Annotated in this window: 15 protein-coding genes; 8 read left to right on the forward strand and 7 right to left on the reverse strand. The window is 59.5% G+C overall.

The features are described from left to right. Positions 1-2: 2 nt before the first annotated feature. Positions 3-1,157 (reverse strand): efflux RND transporter periplasmic adaptor subunit, encoded by a 1,155-nt coding sequence (locus V6L81_RS14730; protein ID WP_095000261.1) that lies wholly within the window; start codon positions 1,155-1,157, stop codon positions 3-5. Between the two features lie 170 nt (positions 1,158-1,327). On the opposite strand from V6L81_RS14730, the gene V6L81_RS14735 reads away from it, so the two are divergent. Beyond that, positions 1,328-2,029, forward strand: coding sequence for a response regulator transcription factor (locus tag V6L81_RS14735; protein ID WP_095000260.1), 702 nt, complete (start codon positions 1,328-1,330; stop codon positions 2,027-2,029). A 4-nt stretch (positions 2,030-2,033) separates the two neighbouring features. Continuing rightward, entirely contained in the window at positions 2,034-3,329 is a 1,296-nt protein-coding gene (locus tag V6L81_RS14740) for an ATP-binding protein (protein ID WP_095019187.1), read from the forward strand. A 16-nt stretch (positions 3,330-3,345) separates the two neighbouring features. On the opposite strand, the gene rarD (V6L81_RS14745) is transcribed toward V6L81_RS14740, so the two are convergent. The 3 genes from rarD (V6L81_RS14745) to V6L81_RS14755 all read right to left on the reverse strand — a co-directional run bounded on the left by rarD (V6L81_RS14745) (position 3,346) and on the right by V6L81_RS14755 (position 6,949). Continuing rightward, positions 3,346-4,227, reverse strand: a complete 882-nt coding sequence (gene rarD / locus V6L81_RS14745) for an EamA family transporter RarD (RefSeq protein WP_095019186.1) — start codon at positions 4,225-4,227, stop codon at positions 3,346-3,348. Positions 4,228-4,547: 320 nt separating this feature from the next. Further along, on the reverse strand, positions 4,548-5,432 hold the full coding sequence (gene rarD / locus V6L81_RS14750) for an EamA family transporter RarD (protein ID WP_095000257.1): 885 nt from the start codon (positions 5,430-5,432) through the stop codon (positions 4,548-4,550). A gap of 203 nt (positions 5,433-5,635) precedes the next feature. After that, on the reverse strand, positions 5,636-6,949 hold the full coding sequence (locus V6L81_RS14755) for an MFS transporter (protein ID WP_095000256.1): 1,314 nt from the start codon (positions 6,947-6,949) through the stop codon (positions 5,636-5,638). Positions 6,950-7,107: 158 nt separating this feature from the next. Here V6L81_RS14755 and V6L81_RS14760 point away from each other — a divergent pair, with 158 nt between their 5' ends. The 3 genes from V6L81_RS14760 to pssA all read left to right on the forward strand — a co-directional run bounded on the left by V6L81_RS14760 (position 7,108) and on the right by pssA (position 10,957). Continuing rightward, a complete protein-coding gene (locus V6L81_RS14760; RefSeq protein ID WP_338660090.1) occupies positions 7,108-8,205 on the forward strand; it encodes a sugar diacid recognition domain-containing protein in 1,098 nt (365 codons plus the stop codon). A gap of 108 nt (positions 8,206-8,313) precedes the next feature. Beyond that, a complete protein-coding gene (locus V6L81_RS14765; RefSeq protein WP_095000254.1) occupies positions 8,314-9,450 on the forward strand; it encodes a glycerate kinase in 1,137 nt (378 codons plus the stop codon). Between the two features lie 163 nt (positions 9,451-9,613). After that, positions 9,614-10,957, forward strand: a complete 1,344-nt coding sequence (pssA, locus tag V6L81_RS14770; RefSeq protein WP_338660091.1) for a CDP-diacylglycerol--serine O-phosphatidyltransferase — start codon at positions 9,614-9,616, stop codon at positions 10,955-10,957. Positions 10,958-11,203: 246 nt separating this feature from the next. Here pssA and V6L81_RS14775 read toward each other — a convergent pair whose 3' ends face one another. Further along, positions 11,204-11,863: a metalloregulator ArsR/SmtB family transcription factor gene (locus V6L81_RS14775; protein WP_095000252.1), complete on the reverse strand. Its 660-nt coding sequence runs from the start codon at positions 11,861-11,863 to the stop codon at positions 11,204-11,206. Between the two features lie 124 nt (positions 11,864-11,987). Here V6L81_RS14775 and V6L81_RS14780 point away from each other — a divergent pair, with 124 nt between their 5' ends. The 3 genes from V6L81_RS14780 (at position 11,988) to V6L81_RS14790 (ending at position 14,769) form a co-directional block, all read left to right on the forward strand. Further along, positions 11,988-13,391 carry an MFS transporter gene (locus V6L81_RS14780; protein WP_338660092.1) on the forward strand — a complete coding sequence of 468 codons (1,404 nt, stop codon included), beginning with the start codon at positions 11,988-11,990 and terminating at the stop codon, positions 13,389-13,391. 278 nt (positions 13,392-13,669) lie between these two features. Continuing rightward, a complete protein-coding gene (locus tag V6L81_RS14785) occupies positions 13,670-14,275 on the forward strand; it encodes an SCO family protein (RefSeq protein ID WP_016780913.1) in 606 nt (201 codons plus the stop codon). A gap of 29 nt (positions 14,276-14,304) precedes the next feature. Further along, the gene (locus V6L81_RS14790; RefSeq protein ID WP_095019180.1) at positions 14,305-14,769 is read left to right on the forward strand and encodes a copper chaperone PCu(A)C; all 465 of its coding nucleotides are present in this window, start codon (positions 14,305-14,307) and stop codon (positions 14,767-14,769) included. A 61-nt stretch (positions 14,770-14,830) separates the two neighbouring features. Here the strand turns inward: V6L81_RS14790 and V6L81_RS14795 are convergent, their stop codons facing one another. Together V6L81_RS14795 and V6L81_RS14800 are read right to left on the reverse strand one after the other, a co-directional pair. Next, positions 14,831-16,174, reverse strand: a complete 1,344-nt coding sequence (locus V6L81_RS14795; protein WP_095019179.1) for an OprD family porin — start codon at positions 16,172-16,174, stop codon at positions 14,831-14,833. Then, positions 16,171-16,611 (reverse strand): pseudoazurin, encoded by a 441-nt coding sequence (locus V6L81_RS14800; RefSeq protein ID WP_338660093.1) that lies wholly within the window; start codon positions 16,609-16,611, stop codon positions 16,171-16,173. The genes V6L81_RS14795 and V6L81_RS14800 overlap by 4 nt, the downstream gene beginning before the upstream one ends. Positions 16,612-16,616 lie beyond the last annotated feature (5 nt).

A 16,616-nucleotide genomic window follows, 5' to 3' on the forward strand; every position in this document is an offset into this window, starting at 1 on the left:
GCTCACCGATCCGTGGAGTGTGCGAGAGGAAGTGTCGGGTCATCTATTTGTACTTGTTCGCCCGGGCGGGCGTGTTGCAGGCCTTCAGTGACAATCCGGTCACCGGCCTTGAGCCCCGACGTGACCGCCCAGCGATCATTTTGCGCGCCGCCCAGTTGTACCGGTTGCAGCTGCACGCGGTTGTCGGCATCGATCAGCAGCACCTGGGCGATGCCGGCGCTGTCGCGCAGGATTGCCCGTTGCGGCACGCTGATGCCTTCCTTGTTGACGGCCTGTTCCAGGCGTACCCGCACAAAGCTGCCGGGCAACAGGTCGTAGTCCGGGTTGGGGAACTCGCTGCGCAGAATGATCTGCCCGGTGCTCGGGTCCACGGTGACGTCGGTGAACAGCAGCTTGCCCGGCAACGGGTAGAGACTGCCATTGTCACGAATCAGGGTGGCCCTGGCCTGTTGCTTGCCAACTTGTTGCAATTCGCCAGCGCGGAAAGCTTCACGCAGGTTGTCCAGGTCGCGGGTGGACTGGGTGAGGTCGACATGGATCGGGTTCAGTTGCTGGATGCGCGCCATTGGCGTGACCTCGCCCTGGCCAACCAGTGCACCTTCGGTAACCAGCGCCCGGCCAATGCGCCCGGAAATCGGCGCGGTCACGGTGGCATAGCCCAGGTTCAGTTTTGCCCGCTGGACGGCGGCCTTGTTGGCAGCCACATCGGCGTTGGCCTGCTGGGCCGCTGCCCGTGCGTTGTCATGATCCTGGCGGCTGATGGCATTGATGCCGATCAGCTCGGCATACCGCTGGTCCTGCAGTTTTGCCTGCAGGGCCACTGCCTCGGATTTGCGCAATGCTGCCTGAGCACTGTCCAGATCGGCCTGAAACGGTGCAGGGTCGATCAAAAACAGCACGTCGCCCTGTTTGACTTCACTGCCTTCGATGTACACGCGCTTGAGCACCACGCCTGCAACACGGGCACTGACTTGCGCCACGCGCGGGGCGACCACGCGCCCGCTCAATTCGTTATTGACCGACAGCGGCGCCGTAGCGATGACTTCGCTGCGCACTTTGGCCAAAGGAGGTCGGGTTTCAGCGACCGGACTTTTGTCACAGGCACTGATGGCCAGGGCCAGGGCCGTGAGAAATAGAGGGGCGAAGAGCTTTTTCAACGATCGTGCCTTCTGAAATATGCGGGATGTTTCTGTTTGGCATGCTAAGCGCAGCACGCAAGGGGCGTTGTGAAGCTATGTAGAGGGAGTGTGAAAAAGTGTGAAGGTTATGCGGCTATCCCTGCCAGGTTGTATATCCTTCGGGTTTCCCCCGGTTGTAAGCAGTTATTATGCCCACTATTTTGCTGGTCGAAGACGATGCCGCACTTTCGGAGCTGATTGCCAGCTATCTGGAGCGCAATGGCTATCAAGTCAGCGTGATTGCCCGAGGTGATCAAGTCTGTGACAGGGCGAGAAGCAACCCGCCGGACCTGGTCATTCTTGACCTGATGTTGCCAGGCCTTGATGGCCTGCAAGTCTGCCGTTTGCTCCGTACCGAGTCAGCAAGCCTGCCGATCCTGATGTTGACAGCCCGCGACGATAGCCATGATCAGGTGCTGGGGCTAGAGATGGGGGCCGACGATTATGTGACAAAACCTTGCGAGCCACGGGTGTTGTTGGCCCGGGTACGCACTCTTTTGCGTCGCAGCAGCCTGGCCGAGCCGCAAGTAGCCAGTGACCGTATCGTTATCGGCAACCTGTGCATCGACCTGTCGGAACGCACCGTCAGTTGGCGCGGGCAGATGATCGAGTTGTCCAGCGGCGAGTACAACCTGCTGGTGGTGCTGGCCCGGCATGCCGGCGAAGTGCTGAGCCGTGACCAGATTCTGCAGCGTCTGCGTGGCATTGAGTTCAACGGTACTGATCGCTCGGTCGATGTGGCCATTTCCAAGCTGCGGCGCAAGTTCGATGACTGCGCCGGCGAAGCGCGCAAGATCAAGACCGTATGGGGCAAGGGCTACCTGTTCAGTCGCTCGGAATGGGAATGTTGAATCCATGCTCAAGATTCTGATACGCCTTTATCTGGTGACCATCGTGACGTTTGCCACGGCCAGTTACCTGATCCCCGGGGTGATCGTGTCGCTGTTTCATGAGCGCTTCATGAACTACAACATCGACATGTCGCGGGGCATGCAGGCCTTGCTGGTCAAACAGTTCCATCATCTGCCCCCTGAGCAATGGCCCGAACTCGCCCGAGAAATCGACACGCAGTTCCAGCCGATACGGGTCAATCTGCTGCCCATTAGCGATGCCAAGTTCACTGCCGACGAGCAACAGCAGTTGAAGCAGGGGCAGGGCGTGTTGCGCATTGGCGAGTGGGGCTGGCGTACGCTGGTGGTTTCACCGCTGGACGATCAGGTTGCAATCGAATGGGTCATGCCGCCAGACCCCTTTGACATGAATGTGCTGTATTGGAGCATCAACGTACTGATCGGTGCCGCCATGCTCGGTGGCTTGCTGCTTTGGCTGCGACCGCACTGGCGCGACCTGGAGCGGCTCAAACTGACCGCGGCACGTATCGGTCAGGGGCAACTCAGCGAGCGTACGCAGATCTCCCAACGTTCCAATATTCACGGGCTGGCCACGGTGTTCGACGCCATGGCGCAGGATGTCGAGCACCTGCTCAACCAGCAGCGGGACTTGCTCAATGCGGTGTCCCACGAGTTGCGTACGCCATTGACGCGCCTGGACTTCGGCCTGGCCCTGGTTTTGTGCGACGACTTGCCCCGGGCTAGCCGTGAGCGCCTGCAAGTGCTGGTGGGGCATATTCGCGAACTGGATGGGCTGGTGCTTGAGCTGCTGTCATTCAGCCGCCTGCAAAACCCGGCCTTGATGCCGGAAAGGGTAGAGGTCTCGCTGGACGAGTTTATCGACAGCATCCTCGGCAGTTTCGATGAGGAGCTCGAGGCGCCCGAAATCGTGCTGGATGTGTTGTTACACGGTGCGCAGGAGCGTTTTGCCCTTGATCCGCACTTGACTGCCCGGGCGCTGCAAAACCTGTTGCGCAATGCCATGCGTTACTGCGACCGACGAATTCAGGTGGGTGTAAGCGTCACTGCGCAAGGCTGTGAGATGTGGGTAGATGACGATGGCATCGGCATTCCCGAACAGGAACGCGAGCGAATTTTTGAGCCGTTCTACCGCCTGGATCGCAGTCGCGACCGGGCAACCGGGGGCTTCGGCCTGGGCCTGGCGATCAGTCGTCGCGCCCTGCAAGCGCAGGGCGGGACGCTGAATGTAGAACAATCGCCTCTGGGCGGCGCCCGCTTCAAGCTCTGGTTGCCGGCCTGAAGAAGGAGACGGCGACCTAGATGGAACGTCGCTGGCGACTCACATGCTTCAAGCCTTCAATAATCAGCACGACCACCGCGAGCCAGATAGGGCCATAGGTCAGCCATTGGCCCTCTTCCAGGCTATCGCCCAGCAACAGGGCGACAGCGACCAGCAGCACCGGCTCGACATAGCTGAGCAAGCCAAACAGGCTGAAGGGCAGCAGTCGGCTGGCCAGGATGTACGAGAAGCCTGCCGCAGCACTGATAATGCCCATCAGCGGCACCAGCGCATACAGTGCCTGGCGTTGCTCGCCAAGGTCGATATGCGGCCCTGCCAGCACAAACCACAGGGACGCCGGAACCATCAGCAACATGTCCAGCCAGAGGCCACCCAGGTTGTCGATGCCGATCTTCTTGCGCAGCACGAAGTACATCGGGTAGCCGATGGCCACCACCAGGGTCGTCCAGGAGAAGCCGCCGGTGCGATACAGCTCATTGGCCACGCCGACCACGGCCAGGGCCGTGGCGATTTTCTGCAGGTGCGACAGGTGCTCGCCGTACACAATGCGGCCGGTGAGGATCATCGTCAGGGGCAACAGGAAGTAACCCAGCGACACATCCAGACCGTGTCCATTGAGCGGCCCCCACATAAACATCCACAGCTGTAGACCGACCAGGAAACTGGTAAGCAGCACGCAAGGAATCAGTAGAGGTTTATCGCGTAAGCGTTTGAAAATTATAGGAACCCATTTCCAGTCGCCAGAGAGGCAGATAAACAGGGTCATGAAGGGCAGCGAGATCAGTATTCGCCAGCCGAAGATTTCCTGGCCATCGAGGGGCCAGAGAAGGGAAGTGAACCAGTACAGAACGCCAAACAGACAGGAAGCCAAAATCGATAGAACAATGCCTTTAGACACAACAACCTCAATGGATCTACAACGTTACTCGTGTGAGTGGGCGCATAGCTTGAGGCTGTTGGCGGTCATTGGCAAACGCCTTTTAAACCAGTTACTTGGGAGTGATTCTTGTTGAGAATGTTGAACTTGCAAAAGCCTAAGCAATTACTGGGCCAAAGTCGTTTTAAACGAGCGTTCGTGTTATGAAAAAAACTGATTAACGGTGGGCTGTTACGGTGCAAAAGGGCAGATTGTGGGAGCGAGCCTGCTCGCGAAGCAGGCAACGCGAGCATTGCAGGAAATCGCAGTGATACCTTCGCGAGCAGGCTCGCTCCCACTGTTTACACAGAACGGCGCTGGCGTACCAGATGCTTGAAGCCTTCAAAAATCAACACCAGCACGGCCAGCCAGATCGGCAGGTAGGTCAGCCATTGCCCGGCGCTGATGCTTTCACCCAGCAGTAACGCCACCAGCACCAGCAATACCGGTTCGACATAACTGAGCAGGCCAAACAGGCTGAATGCGAGCATGCGGCTGGCGAGGATATAGCTGATCAGGGCCAGGGCACTGATGCCTCCCAAAACCGGAATCAGCGCGTACAGTGCCGGGCGATGGCTGGCCACATCAAAGCCTTGTTCGCCGCTTTGCACAAACCACCAGGCCACCGGCATCAACAGCAACATGTCGACCCACAGGCCGCCGAGGTTGTCGGTGCCTGAGCGCTTGCGCAGCACGAAGTACAAGGGGTACCCGATGGCCACCACCAATGTGGTCCAGGAGAACCCACCCACGCGATACACCTCGTTGGCAACCCCCAGGGTTGCCAGCGCAGCCGCGATTTTTTGCAGATGGGACAACTGCTCGCCATACACCAGGCGCCCGGTGAGCAGCATGGTCAGCGGCAACAGGAAGTAACCCAGCGAAACGTCCAGGCTGTGGCCGTTGAGCGGTGCCCACAGAAACAGCCAGAGTTGCACGCCCACCAGGGCACTGGACGCCAACAGCACGGCAAGGAATTTCGGTTGTTGGCGCAGCCGCGAGAAAATCACCGGCACTAGCCGCCAATCGCCGGAAAAACACATGAACAGGGTCATGCAGGGCAGGGTCAGGAGCATCCGCCAGCCGAAGATCTCGGCGCCGCTCAAGGGCCAGAGCAGGGATGTGAAGTAATACATGACACCGAACAGGCTCGATGCCAGAACAGACAGAACAATACCTTTGGACACAACAGCCTCGTTGAAACACGCATTTTGATTATTAGAAGTGCGTAGCTTGAGGCTCTGCGAGCTGCAGGGCAAATTCTTGATTGATTGTGGGCGCCAGATAATCAGTGGGAGCTGGTTTGCCTGCGATGCAGACGCCGCGGTCTGTCTGTCAGACCGCGGTGCTGCCATCGCGGGCAAGCCGGGCTCCCAAAGGTTGTGCTTGATTATGCGTTTTTGATTCCACGGGTCATGCGCAGGGCCAGCAGGCTGCCGCCCACGATCACCGCTGCCAGCAAGTACAGCGCCACGTCAGTGGAACCGGTGGCGTCTTTGACAAAACCCACCAGGTACGGGCTGAGGAAACCGGCCATTTGCCCCATTGAGTTGATCAGTGCCAGGCCGCCTGCGGCCGCCCCTGCACTGAGCATCGCCGTCGGCACCGGCCAGAACATCGGCAAACCGGTCAGTGCGCCCATGGTGGCAATGGTCAGGCCCAGAATCGCTATGGCCGGCTGGGTGGCGAAATTCACCGCAATCACCAGCCCCAGCGCACCCATCAGCATCGGCACCACCAGGTGCCAGCGGCGTTCCTTGTGCAAGTCGGCAGAACGCCCGACCAGCAGCATAAATACCGCTGCCAGCAGGTAGGGAATGGCGCTGATCCAGCCAATCACCAGGGTGTCGCTGAAACCCAGGTTCTTGATGATCGACGGCAACCAGAAGTTGATCGCGTACACGCCACTCTGGATGCAGAAGTAAATCAGGCCAAAGGCCCAGATGGCCGGGTTTTTGAACACTGCCAGCAGCGAATCGGTGGAAGAGGCCGGCTTGCTGTCCGCGTCCAGGCGATGGTCGGCTTCCAGTACCGCCCGCTCGTGGGCACCCAGCCATTTGGCGTTGGCAAAACTGTCACTGAGCAGGTAGATCGCCAGGCCGCCCAGCAACACCGTAGGCACGCCTTGCAGCAGGAACATCCACTGCCAGCCGGCAAGGCCGCCCTGGCCTGCAGCGAAGTGGCTGAGGATCCAGCCGGAGAAAGGCCCACCGATCAAACCCGAAACAGGAATGGCACACATGAACAGCGCCATGATCCGGCCACGACGAAACGTCGGGAACCACTGCGACAGATACAGCACCACGCCCGGGAAAAAGCCCGCTTCAGCCGCGCCGGTCAGCAGGCGCAGGGTATAGAAGCCAGTAGGCGTGGTGACAAACATCAGGCAGGTCGACAGTGTGCCCCAACTGATCATCATCACCGCAATCCAGCGCCTGGGGCCGAATCGGGTCAGGGCCAGATTGCTCGGTACGCCACACAAGACGTAGCCGATAAAGAAGATCCCGGCACCCAGGCCGTAGACCGTTTCGCTGAACTTGAGGGCGTCAAGCATCTGTAATTTGGCAAAGCCAACGTTTACCCGGTCGAGGTAATTGAACAGATAGCAGATAAAAATAAACGGAATCAAGCGCAGGGTGATGCGTTTGTAGATGGCGTTTTTATCGTCATCGCTGATCAGCGATGCGGTGGCGCTCTGTGACATCTTATGTCTCTCTTTATTATGTTTTTTCACGATCCAGGGGTAACGTTGACCGCAGCTTGAGTCTCGGTCACCACAACGCTGCTGTCTTTGTGCTGTCGCACAGCATTTCGCCAAGCGCTCTGTGCCCGTGAACAAATGTACCCAAGGATAGTCACCCCATGTTTGAACTGGACCACGATTTGGCGCAGGACATCGTTGACCGTGCGATGGCCATTTTGCCTTACAACGTAAACGTTATGGACAGCCAGGGCCTGATCCTGGGCAGTGGCGAGCCCGAGCGTATCAATACCCGGCACGAAGGGGCGCAATTGGTGCTGGCCAATGGACGGGTGGTGGAAATCGACGCACAAACGGCCAAATGCCTTAAGGGCGTGCAGCCGGGTATCAACTTGCCACTGCTGCTCGACCAGCGACTGATCGGGGTGCTGGGCCTGACTGGCGAGCCCGAACTGCTGCGTACCTATGCCGAACTGGTGCGTATGACCGCTGAAATGCTGGTGGGCCAGCGCTTTCAGCAGGCCGAGCAACAATGGCGACGCCAGCGTTGTGATGACTTGGTGGCTTTGCTGCTCAGCGAAGGCGGTGACTCCCCGCGCCTGATGGATGAGGCCCAGCAGCTGGGGCTCAAGCCGCAGCTGTCTCGCATCCCCTATCTGTTCGAGCTGGGCAACGGACAAAGTGCCGAGGCTTTGAGTGCCTGGTTGCAATCACGCTACCCGGACAGCTGGTGTGTGTGCCCGGCAACCGGGTCCCTGCTGTGGTGCCGCCCTGCAACCGCTGCACTGGATGATCTGCGTTTGCTGGAGAGGCTCGACGGCCAGGGCTGGCAGGTATTGCGCATTGCTGCGGGCGGGCAGGCCGATGCGCTCAAGGGGTTGCGCCGCTGTTACCGCCGGGTGGGGGATTTGCTGGCCTATGGCCGTGATGTGCTGCCGCACACCCGGTTGTTAACCCTTGATCGCTATCGCTTGCCGGTAATGCTGTGGCGCCATCGCAATGATGATGCATTGGAAGAACTGCTCGGCCCGCTGCACAAAGTAGTGGCCAAGGACGCCAATGGCCAATTGATTACCACACTGCGCAGTTGGTGCGAGCACGACGGCCAGAGCCAGGCCTGCGCCGATGCGCTGGGGATTCATCGCAACAGCCTGCGTTATCGGATGGAGCGCATCGCGGAATTGAGCGGCGTCGACCCCTTGAGCCTCAATGGCATGCTGGCCCTTTATCTGGGGGTGCAGTTACTGCCCCAGAGCTGAGCATTGTCCAAATGAACAACAAAGCCCGTGATTGCTTGTGCGCCCGACTGGCGTGTTTATGCCCGGTTACTGGCAGCATGGATGGCATAAGAACTGGAGATGCGCCCCATGAAAATCGTGATTGCCCCCGACTCGTTCAAAGACAGTCTGAGTGCCGAAAAAGTCGCCGATGCGATCGCTGCCGGTCTGGCTGATGTCATGCCCCACGCGCAGTTGATCAAATGCCCGATGGCCGATGGTGGTGAAGGCACAGTCGAAGCGATTGTCGCCGCCGGTAATGGCCAGTTGCGCCGCAATCATGTGCAAGGCCCTCTGGGCGCGCCGGTCGAGGCCCATTGGGGCTGGCTGCCGGACAGCCACACAGCCATCATCGAAATGGCCGAAGCCAGCGGCCTGCAACTGCTCAAGCCGGAGCAGCGCAATGCCTGCATCACCAGCACCTTTGGTACTGGCGAACTGATCAAGGCTGCCCTGGACGCCGGTGCCCGCAGGGTGATCCTGGCTATCGGCGGCAGTGCAACCAACGACGCCGGGGCCGGCGCGTTGCAGGCCCTGGGTCTGGGCTTGTTCGATGCCCAGGGCAACCACCTGCCGCGTGGCGGCCTGGCGCTGGCCCATGTGGCGCGTATCGAACTGTCAGACCTGGACCCGCGCCTGGCCGAAGTACGCTTTGAAATTGCCGCCGACGTCAACAACCCGCTGTGTGGCGAGCACGGTGCTTCGGCAATCTTCGGCCCGCAAAAAGGCGCATCCGCCGAACAGGTGCGCTTGCTGGATCAGGCGCTGGGGCACTTTGCCGATCACTGTGCAAACGTGCTGCCCAAGGATGTGCGCCACGAGCCAGGCTCGGGCGCTGCCGGCGGGCTGGGGTTTGCTGCCAAGGCGTTCTTCGGCGCGCAGTTTCGCGCCGGGGTTGAAGTAGTGGCCGAGCTTGTAGGGTTGGCAGAAGCGGTGAAGGGCGCAGACCTGGTGATCACCGGTGAAGGCCGTTTCGATGCCCAGACCCTGCGCGGCAAAACCCCCTTTGGCGTGGCGAGCATCGCCCGCGCTGAAGGGGTCCCGGTGGTGGTATTGGCCGGCACGTTGGGCGAGGGGTATCAGGCGCTGTATGAGCACGGCATCAACGCGGCATTTGCAATTGCCAGCGGCCCGATGACCCTGCAGGACGCCTGCGCCCGGGCAGCACCATTGCTCACCGACCGGGCGCGGGATATTGCGCGGTTGCTGATCCTGGCCCGGGGTTAAATCCCCCCCTGTGGCAGCGAGCTTGCTCGCGAAAGCATCGCTGTCGTTTGCCAGACCGACCGCGTCGTTTGCATCGCAGGCAAGCCAGCTCCCGCATTGAGGCTACACATCACAGAATCGTGTAAGCTTTGCGGCTCTTCGCATTCGACCCTTAGCGAGCCCTATGCCGTCGCTCTTCAAACGCTCCTTGCTGCCTAAACTGCGCAGCTTTCCGTTGTCCGCCGATGCGCTGAGCATCTTGCCCAGCCCTGCGGATTTTCGCCGCTGCCTGCTGGAGCAGATTGCAGGTGCACGCCATCGCATCACGCTGGTGGCCTTGTACCTGCAACAGGACGAAGCCGGGCAGGAGATCCTCGATGCCCTGCACGCCGCCAAGGCCGCGCACCCCGAGCTGGAAATTGCCGTGGTGGTTGACTGGCTGCGCGCCCAGCGCGGGTTGATCGGTGCAGGCAAACAGCCCGGCAACGCGGCCTGGTATCAGGCACAAACCGCAGCCCACGACACCCAAGTGCCGATTTATGGCGTGCCGGTGCAGACCCGCGAACTGTTCGGGGTGCTGCATCTCAAGGGCTTTATCGTGGATGACTGCGTGATCTATAGCGGTGCAAGCCTGAACAACGTGTACCTGCACAAGCTCGACAAGTATCGATTCGACCGTTACCACCTGCTGCACAACAAGCCGCTGGCTGACAGCATGCAGCACTTTGTCCAGCATGATCTGATCGAGAGCAAGGCCGTGCATCGCCTCGACCTGCCCACATTGCCTACCACTCGCAGCCTGCGCAGCGCTATCGGGGACTTTCGCAGCCACCTGAAAAAAGCCAGCTACGATACCAGCGCCGGGACTGTCGGCCACTTTGGCCTGTCGGTCAGCCCGCTACTGGGGGTGGGTAAAAACAATCAGCTGAGCCGGGTTATTTGTGAACTGATCGCCAGCAGCCAGCAACAGCTGACCATCTGCACCCCGTACTTCAACCTGCCATTGCCGGTGACTCGTGAAATCAACCGGGCTCTGGAACGTGGAGTGCGGATTGATATCGTGGTGGGCGACAAGACCGCCAACGACTTCTATATCCCGCCGAGCGAACCGTTTCGGGTTATCGCAGCGCTGCCGTATCTGTATGAGCTGAGCCTGCGCCGCTTCGCCAAGAGCCATCAGCGCATGATCGACAACGGTCTGTTGAACCTGCATCTGTGGCGCGAAGGTGACAACACCTACCACCTTAAAGGCATGTGGGTGGATGACCGCTACACCTTGCTGACCGGCAATAACCTCAATCCACGGGCATTCCGCCTGGATCTGGAAAACGGCCTGTTGATCGACGACCCACGCCGTGAGTTGCTGGAGCCGCGCAGCAAGGAGCTGGAGGCTATCTTTGCCCATACGCAACGTATCGACAACTTCAAGGACCTGGAAACCCTGGCTGATTATCCGCCAGCGGTGGCCAAGTTCCTGCGTCGCGTAAGCCGGGTACGGATCGAACGCCTGCTCTACCGAATTCTCTGAGTACCGGTGGGAGCGAGCTTGCTCGCGATTGCATCGACGCGCCGTGACAGGTACACCGCGTCGCTTCTATCGCGAGCAAGCCCGCTCCCACAGGGTATGGTCAGGGTAATTGCGGGATATACACCACGCTGCCACCTTCGCGTTTGTGCAACAACCGGTCGCCATTGTCCGGCTGGCTGGTTATGGCCGGCACGTTAATCGGGAGGATGTGGCTGGGAGGTGAAGCCGCTGTGAAAAAAATGCGCGTCAAGCAGGGGTTACCCGATACACGCAACGGCGACTGCCTGTGATCATGTGTTCTGTTCGCTCAACCTGCCCCGAGTCCCCGATGGCCGCCTGGAACACTTGCAACTCTGCCCGGCAAAAGCCCTGGCATTGCTGCGCTGCAACACAGATCGGGCAGTGATTTTCGATGATCAGCCAGTTCTCGCCTTCAGCTTCCATGCTCGCCATATACCCGGCGCTGTCGCGTATGGCCACCAGCACCTGAACTTTCTCTTGCAGGTTTCGCCCTTGCTCACAGGCTGCAACGTATTCGCGGGTATTGGCCAGTTCCATGCTCTCGACCACTTTGTCGATCCCTTCATTGCCGTAGATCAGCTTGATTGAATCAATCAACTGCGCCGTGAGCTGCGCATGGGTATTGGGGAATCTGGCTTGAGCGGCATCGGTCAACACCCATTTTTGCGAAGGGCGCCCGGCCCCAACCGGCGGCATCAGGCAGCCAACGATCATGGCGCCGTCTACCAGCTTCTGGACCTGCTGGCGCGCAGCTTCCGGGGTGATATCGAGCATTGCCCCAAGATCCGCGGTTTTCAGCGGCCCGCGGGTTTTCAGCAGAAACAGGATCCGCTCGGCAGTGGCACCGTTGTTGCGTGCAGCATCAGGGGAGTCAGTCGCGAGCATAGAACAAAGCCATCAGGGTAATGAGGTTTATGGGGGGATCATACCGCCTGGAGGATAAATAATTACCAAAGCATTTGCTTTTATAATAGGCTGATTGCATCGAAATGGAACTCAAGGAAGGGAAATGACAACGGCATCGGGATGGTCGGCATTGCTATGGGGCCGCAACGGGCTGCGATCGGTGGCACTGGCAGGCGGAGTGGCGTTGCATGCCATCAACGTGTATCTGGTGACAACCATCTTACCCTCGGTGGTCAAGGATATCGGCGGGCTGGATTACTACGCCTGGAACACCACACTGTTTGTGGTGGCCTCGATCATTGGCTCGGTAGTGTCGGCCAAATGCCTGTCGGCCCTTGGCCCCAGGCTCGCGTATAGCCTCGCCGGGCTGGTCTTTGCGCTGGGTTGCGGGGTGTGCAGCAGCGCCCCTGACATGGCCGTGCTGGTGTTGGGGCGCACCACTCAAGGCCTTGGCGGCGGACTGTTGTTTGCCCTGCCGTATTCAATGATCCGACTGGTGTTCAACCAAACCCTGTGGCCAAGGGCAATGGCCCTGATTTCAGGAATGTGGGGCGCCGCGACCTTGATTGGCCCGGCCGTTGGCGGGGTGTTTGCGCAGTACGATGCCTGGCGTGCAGCATTCTGGGCACTGATCCCGGTGACCCTGCTGTTTATGCTGCTGGCCTGGGCCATGCTGCCCGGAAAAAGCGTCGAGGCATCACCTCGTCTGGTCTTGCCCTGGCTGCAACTGTTGCTGTTGACTGGCGTAGTGATGGCGATTGCCCTGGGCAGCATCAAGCCATCGCCGCTGTATAACGCGCTTGGGCTGGTGATCGGGCTGGTACTGCTGTATGCCGTGTACCGTGTTGAAAGCAGCGACAGGCACCGCATGTTGCCCAAGCACAGCCTGAGCCCTGGCAGTGCGCTGTTGCCGATCTATCTGTCGATGAGCCTGATGGTCATTGGCATGACCAGCGAAGTGTTTGTACCGTACTTCTTGCAGGTTTTGCATCTGCAAACCCCGCTGGTGGCGGGCTATATTGCAGCACTGATGGCGGCCGGCTGGACCCTTGGTGCGCTTTACAGCAGCGGCCTGGCGCTGGCATCTGCCAACCGGGCAATCTGCTGCGGCCCCGTATTTGTGGTGTCGGGGCTGGCACTGGCGGCTGTCTGTGTGCCGCAAAGCGGCAGTTCATTGATCAGCCTGACCGGCGTTTCCCTGGCAATGATCGGCGTCGGTACAGGGATCGGGCTGGCGTGGCCGCATCTGCTTACCCGAGTACTGGCCAATGTGCCTGACAGCGAAAAGGACATTGCCGGTGCGTCCATTACCACCGTGCAACTGATTGCCACGGCGATTGGCGCGGCACTGGCGGGGATGATTGCGAATATGGCCGGTTTATCCGCTCCGGGTGGCGTGGAGGGGGCCGCCAATGCTGCCGCCTGGCTCTTTGGCCTGTATGCCGTGTTGTCTGCGTTGCTGTTTATAACGGTGCGACAGGTGATTGCCCATAGTGCAAAGCGCTGAATCCGCCAGAAATCATGCCTGTGTCGATTTGTCGCAGGTATTGCTGCATCCCCCGGTTTTACAGGCTGCCGGCGCTGTAGTGCACCATTGAGGGGCGTGACTGCCGTGCGACAGCCTAGCGACAGTGGTAAATTCTGCGCCCATGCAACACGTCTACCCCACAGCAATCGTGCGCGCCAAGCCGGTCACTCCTGGCATCGGGCAGCGTACACACCTGCCTGATAATACGCAGGTTAAAGGCCTTTTCCGTTGGAAAAGGCCGCTTAAAGGAACCTGACATGAATGATTTACTGACTCGCCGCCGCGTAGTCACCGGTCTTGGCTTGCTCAGCCTGGGCTTGATCGCAGGTTGCGACCCTGGCAGCGGTTTGTCATACAAGTACGGCAAAGACCTCAGCAATGAAATCCTCGGGCGCAAGTTCAAGCTCAGGGATGCTCAAGGCAACGAGATGATGCTGGGTAGTTTTCGCGGGATGATGCCGATGATTTTCTTCGGCTTTACCCAGTGCCCGGCCGTGTGCCCGACCGCCCTGGCCCGTGCCGCCCAGGCGAAGAAAATGATGGGCCCCGACGGCGACCGCTTGCAGGTGGTGTTTATCACCCTGGACCCGGAGCGCGACAAGCCGGCGATGCTTGATGCCTATGTAAAAGCCTTTGACCCAAGCTTTATTGCCTTGTCCGGCACCCTGGAAGAAACCGCGGCTACGGCCAAGGAATTCAAGGTGTTTTACGAGAAGATCCCTACCGGTGACTCTTACACCCTGTCTCACACCGCAACCAGTTTCGTTTTCGATTCCCGTGGTGTGTTGCGTCTTGGCCTGTCGCCTTCACTGTCAGCCAAGCAGTGTGCCGAAGACCTGCTCACCGTGATGTCAGTCTGCTAATCCTGTGCACTTTGGAATGAGCCAACCCTATGAAGCCTGTTAAGTATCTACTGTTGTCACTGCTGGGCATGAGCCTGCACGTTTCTGCGCAAACCGTTGTTGATGATGCCTGGGTACGCGCCACCGTGGCCGGTCAGCCTTCGACCGGTGCCTTTATGCACATTACTTCGAGCACCGACAGCAAGCTGGTTGAAGTCCGTTCTGCGGTAGCCAAGACCGTACAGATCCACGAATCGAAGATGCAAAACGACGTGATGAGCATGCAGCCAGTGACATCGGTAGCGCTACCGGCGGGCAAGAGCGTGGCCATCGAACCTGAGGGCTACCATGTGATGCTGATTGACCTGGTCAATCAGGTCAAAGCCGGTGACCAGGTACCTTTGACCCTGATTGTTGAAGACAGCAAAGGGGTCAAGGAACAGATTGAGGTGAAGGCCGAGGCGCGTGCACTTAATAGCATGCCGATGCACCACGATCATGGTTCGATGCACTGATTCGCAGTTAAACGCCGTAGCAGCAGCCTCGTTCCTTCGGCAGCTGCTACGGTTGGTTTACCTAAAACCGGCCCGTCAGCGGGTATTCGACCGCCAGGCGTATCTGGTCCGCGTCCAGTTCGGCCTGTGCGGTATTGCCGCGATGGACATTATGTCGCAATGACATGATGGTGCCCTTGGCTGCACCGCTCTGCACCACATAGCGCGCTTCGAGATCCCGTTCCCAGTGCTTCCCGCCTTTGCCATAGCCCAGGTACGCATAGCCGCCCCGCGGATCCACATGGCTGCCGTCAATCTGGCTACCTCGCACATACGCTGCGCTGAACACCAGCCCCGGCATACCCCAGGGTGTCATCGCCAGGTCGTAACGCGCTTGCCATGATTGTTCGTTGGGTGCGTTGAAGTCAGATAGCTGGACCGCATTGGTCAGGAAAATCGCGCCCCGTGTCACATAATCAAATGGCGTGTTGCCATGCACTTTCTGATAGCCCACGCTGAAACTGTGCGGGCCCTGGGCATAGGTGCTCAGCAAACTCCAGGTGGTGTTATCGATATTGCCCGACAGCGCCTTGCCTTCATCGGTTGTGCGGTACAGGTTGAGGTTCAGCGACAGCGAGCGGTTTTCATCCAGCGCGTGGCTGAAGACGGCGCCCAGGTAATGCTGGTTCCAGGTGTCCTCATAGCGCGAGGTGTAAAGGCTGGCGCTGAGGTTTTTGCTCGGGGTATACACCAGCCCGGCCAGGTCGAATGCATTGCCTTTGGGGCCATTGGAATAATTGACCACAAAGCCCTGATTGTGGCTGCTGGCATTGCGGTCGGTGCTTTCGGTGAAATGCCCACCGACCATTTTAAGGGCATTGAACTCGTTGCTGGTGAGGAACACCCCCGTGGCCGTTTCCGGCAGCAAGCGGCTGTCGGATGAGCTGAACACCGGGGTCTTGACCCGCTGCTCGCCCCAGGACAGCACCGTGTTGGACATACGCAGCTTGAGCGCCACGCCACCCCGGCCGTAGTTGTCCTTGGGGTAGCCGTCGTTGTCCAGCCCAAGCAGGCGGGCCTTGCCGGCGCGACCGCCGCCACTGTCCAGCTTGAGGCCCATATAGGCGTGGGCATCCACCCCGACACCGATCAGGCCCTGGGTAAAGCCTGATTGCAAGGTGCCCATCAAGCCGTAGGCCCACTCTTCGGCATAGCCATTGCGATCGGAGCGCGATTTATAGGCATTGCGTGCGCCGCTGTTGCTGGCTCCGTGGCGATACTCACGGCTGTCGTAGACCGTACGGTTGACCACACTCCAGGTGCTGTCTTCAATAAAGCCCTTGGCTTGCTCCTGGGCCGACTCCGCCACGGCCAGGGGGCTGGCGAGGGCGATCAGGATCGCGGAGCGCGTACCCACGGCACTCATTTCGCCACCTGCTGCTGTTGCAGTGCAGCAGTCAAACGGTCCAGTGCGCGTTTGGGTAACGTGGCGGGCAGCACCGGGGGCTCGGTAGAAGGTTCGCCCACCTGAATCAGCATGACCATGCCCATGGCCAGGTGCGGGGTGCATTGAATGCCGTAGAGGCCGGGCACGCTGAAGGTTTGCTCTACCTCCTGGTTGATCTTGCCCTTGAACGGTTGCGCACCTTCAGGCAGCAGTCCGGGCAGTGTGGCCGCATTGTGGCCGCTTTGTGTGGGGATGAACCTGACCGTGTCGCCGGGGGCGATCTGCAGGTAATCCGGTTCATAGACCATACCGGCCGTGGCACTGCGGGTGAGCATTTTCACTTCGTGGGTTTGTGCCCGTGCCGAAGTACAGAGCAGGGCAGTGGTCAGCAGCAGGGTCAGGGATGAAATACGCATGGGTG

The organism is Pseudomonas bubulae (genome assembly GCF_037023725.1).
GTDB lineage: Bacteria > Pseudomonadota > Gammaproteobacteria > Pseudomonadales > Pseudomonadaceae > Aquipseudomonas > Aquipseudomonas bubulae.

Coding starts and splice junctions, on each gene's coding strand:
- V6L81_RS14735 (WP_095000260.1), top strand. CDS start 1,328: ATGCCCACTATTTTGCTGGTCGAAGACGATGCCGCACTTTCGGAGCTG.
- V6L81_RS14740 (WP_095019187.1), top strand. CDS start 2,034: ATGCTCAAGATTCTGATACGCCTTTATCTGGTGACCATCGTGACGTTT.
- V6L81_RS14755 (WP_095000256.1), bottom strand. CDS start 6,949: ATGTCACAGAGCGCCACCGCATCGCTGATCAGCGATGACGATAAAAAC.
- V6L81_RS14760 (WP_338660090.1), top strand. CDS start 7,108: ATGTTTGAACTGGACCACGATTTGGCGCAGGACATCGTTGACCGTGCG.
- V6L81_RS14765 (WP_095000254.1), top strand. CDS start 8,314: ATGAAAATCGTGATTGCCCCCGACTCGTTCAAAGACAGTCTGAGTGCC.
- pssA (WP_338660091.1), top strand. CDS start 9,614: ATGCCGTCGCTCTTCAAACGCTCCTTGCTGCCTAAACTGCGCAGCTTT.
- V6L81_RS14775 (WP_095000252.1), bottom strand. CDS start 11,863: ATGCTCGCGACTGACTCCCCTGATGCTGCACGCAACAACGGTGCCACT.
- V6L81_RS14780 (WP_338660092.1), top strand. CDS start 11,988: ATGACAACGGCATCGGGATGGTCGGCATTGCTATGGGGCCGCAACGGG.
- V6L81_RS14785 (WP_016780913.1), top strand. CDS start 13,670: ATGAATGATTTACTGACTCGCCGCCGCGTAGTCACCGGTCTTGGCTTG.
- V6L81_RS14790 (WP_095019180.1), top strand. CDS start 14,305: ATGAAGCCTGTTAAGTATCTACTGTTGTCACTGCTGGGCATGAGCCTG.
- V6L81_RS14795 (WP_095019179.1), bottom strand. CDS start 16,174: ATGAGTGCCGTGGGTACGCGCTCCGCGATCCTGATCGCCCTCGCCAGC.
- V6L81_RS14800 (WP_338660093.1), bottom strand. CDS start 16,611: ATGCGTATTTCATCCCTGACCCTGCTGCTGACCACTGCCCTGCTCTGT.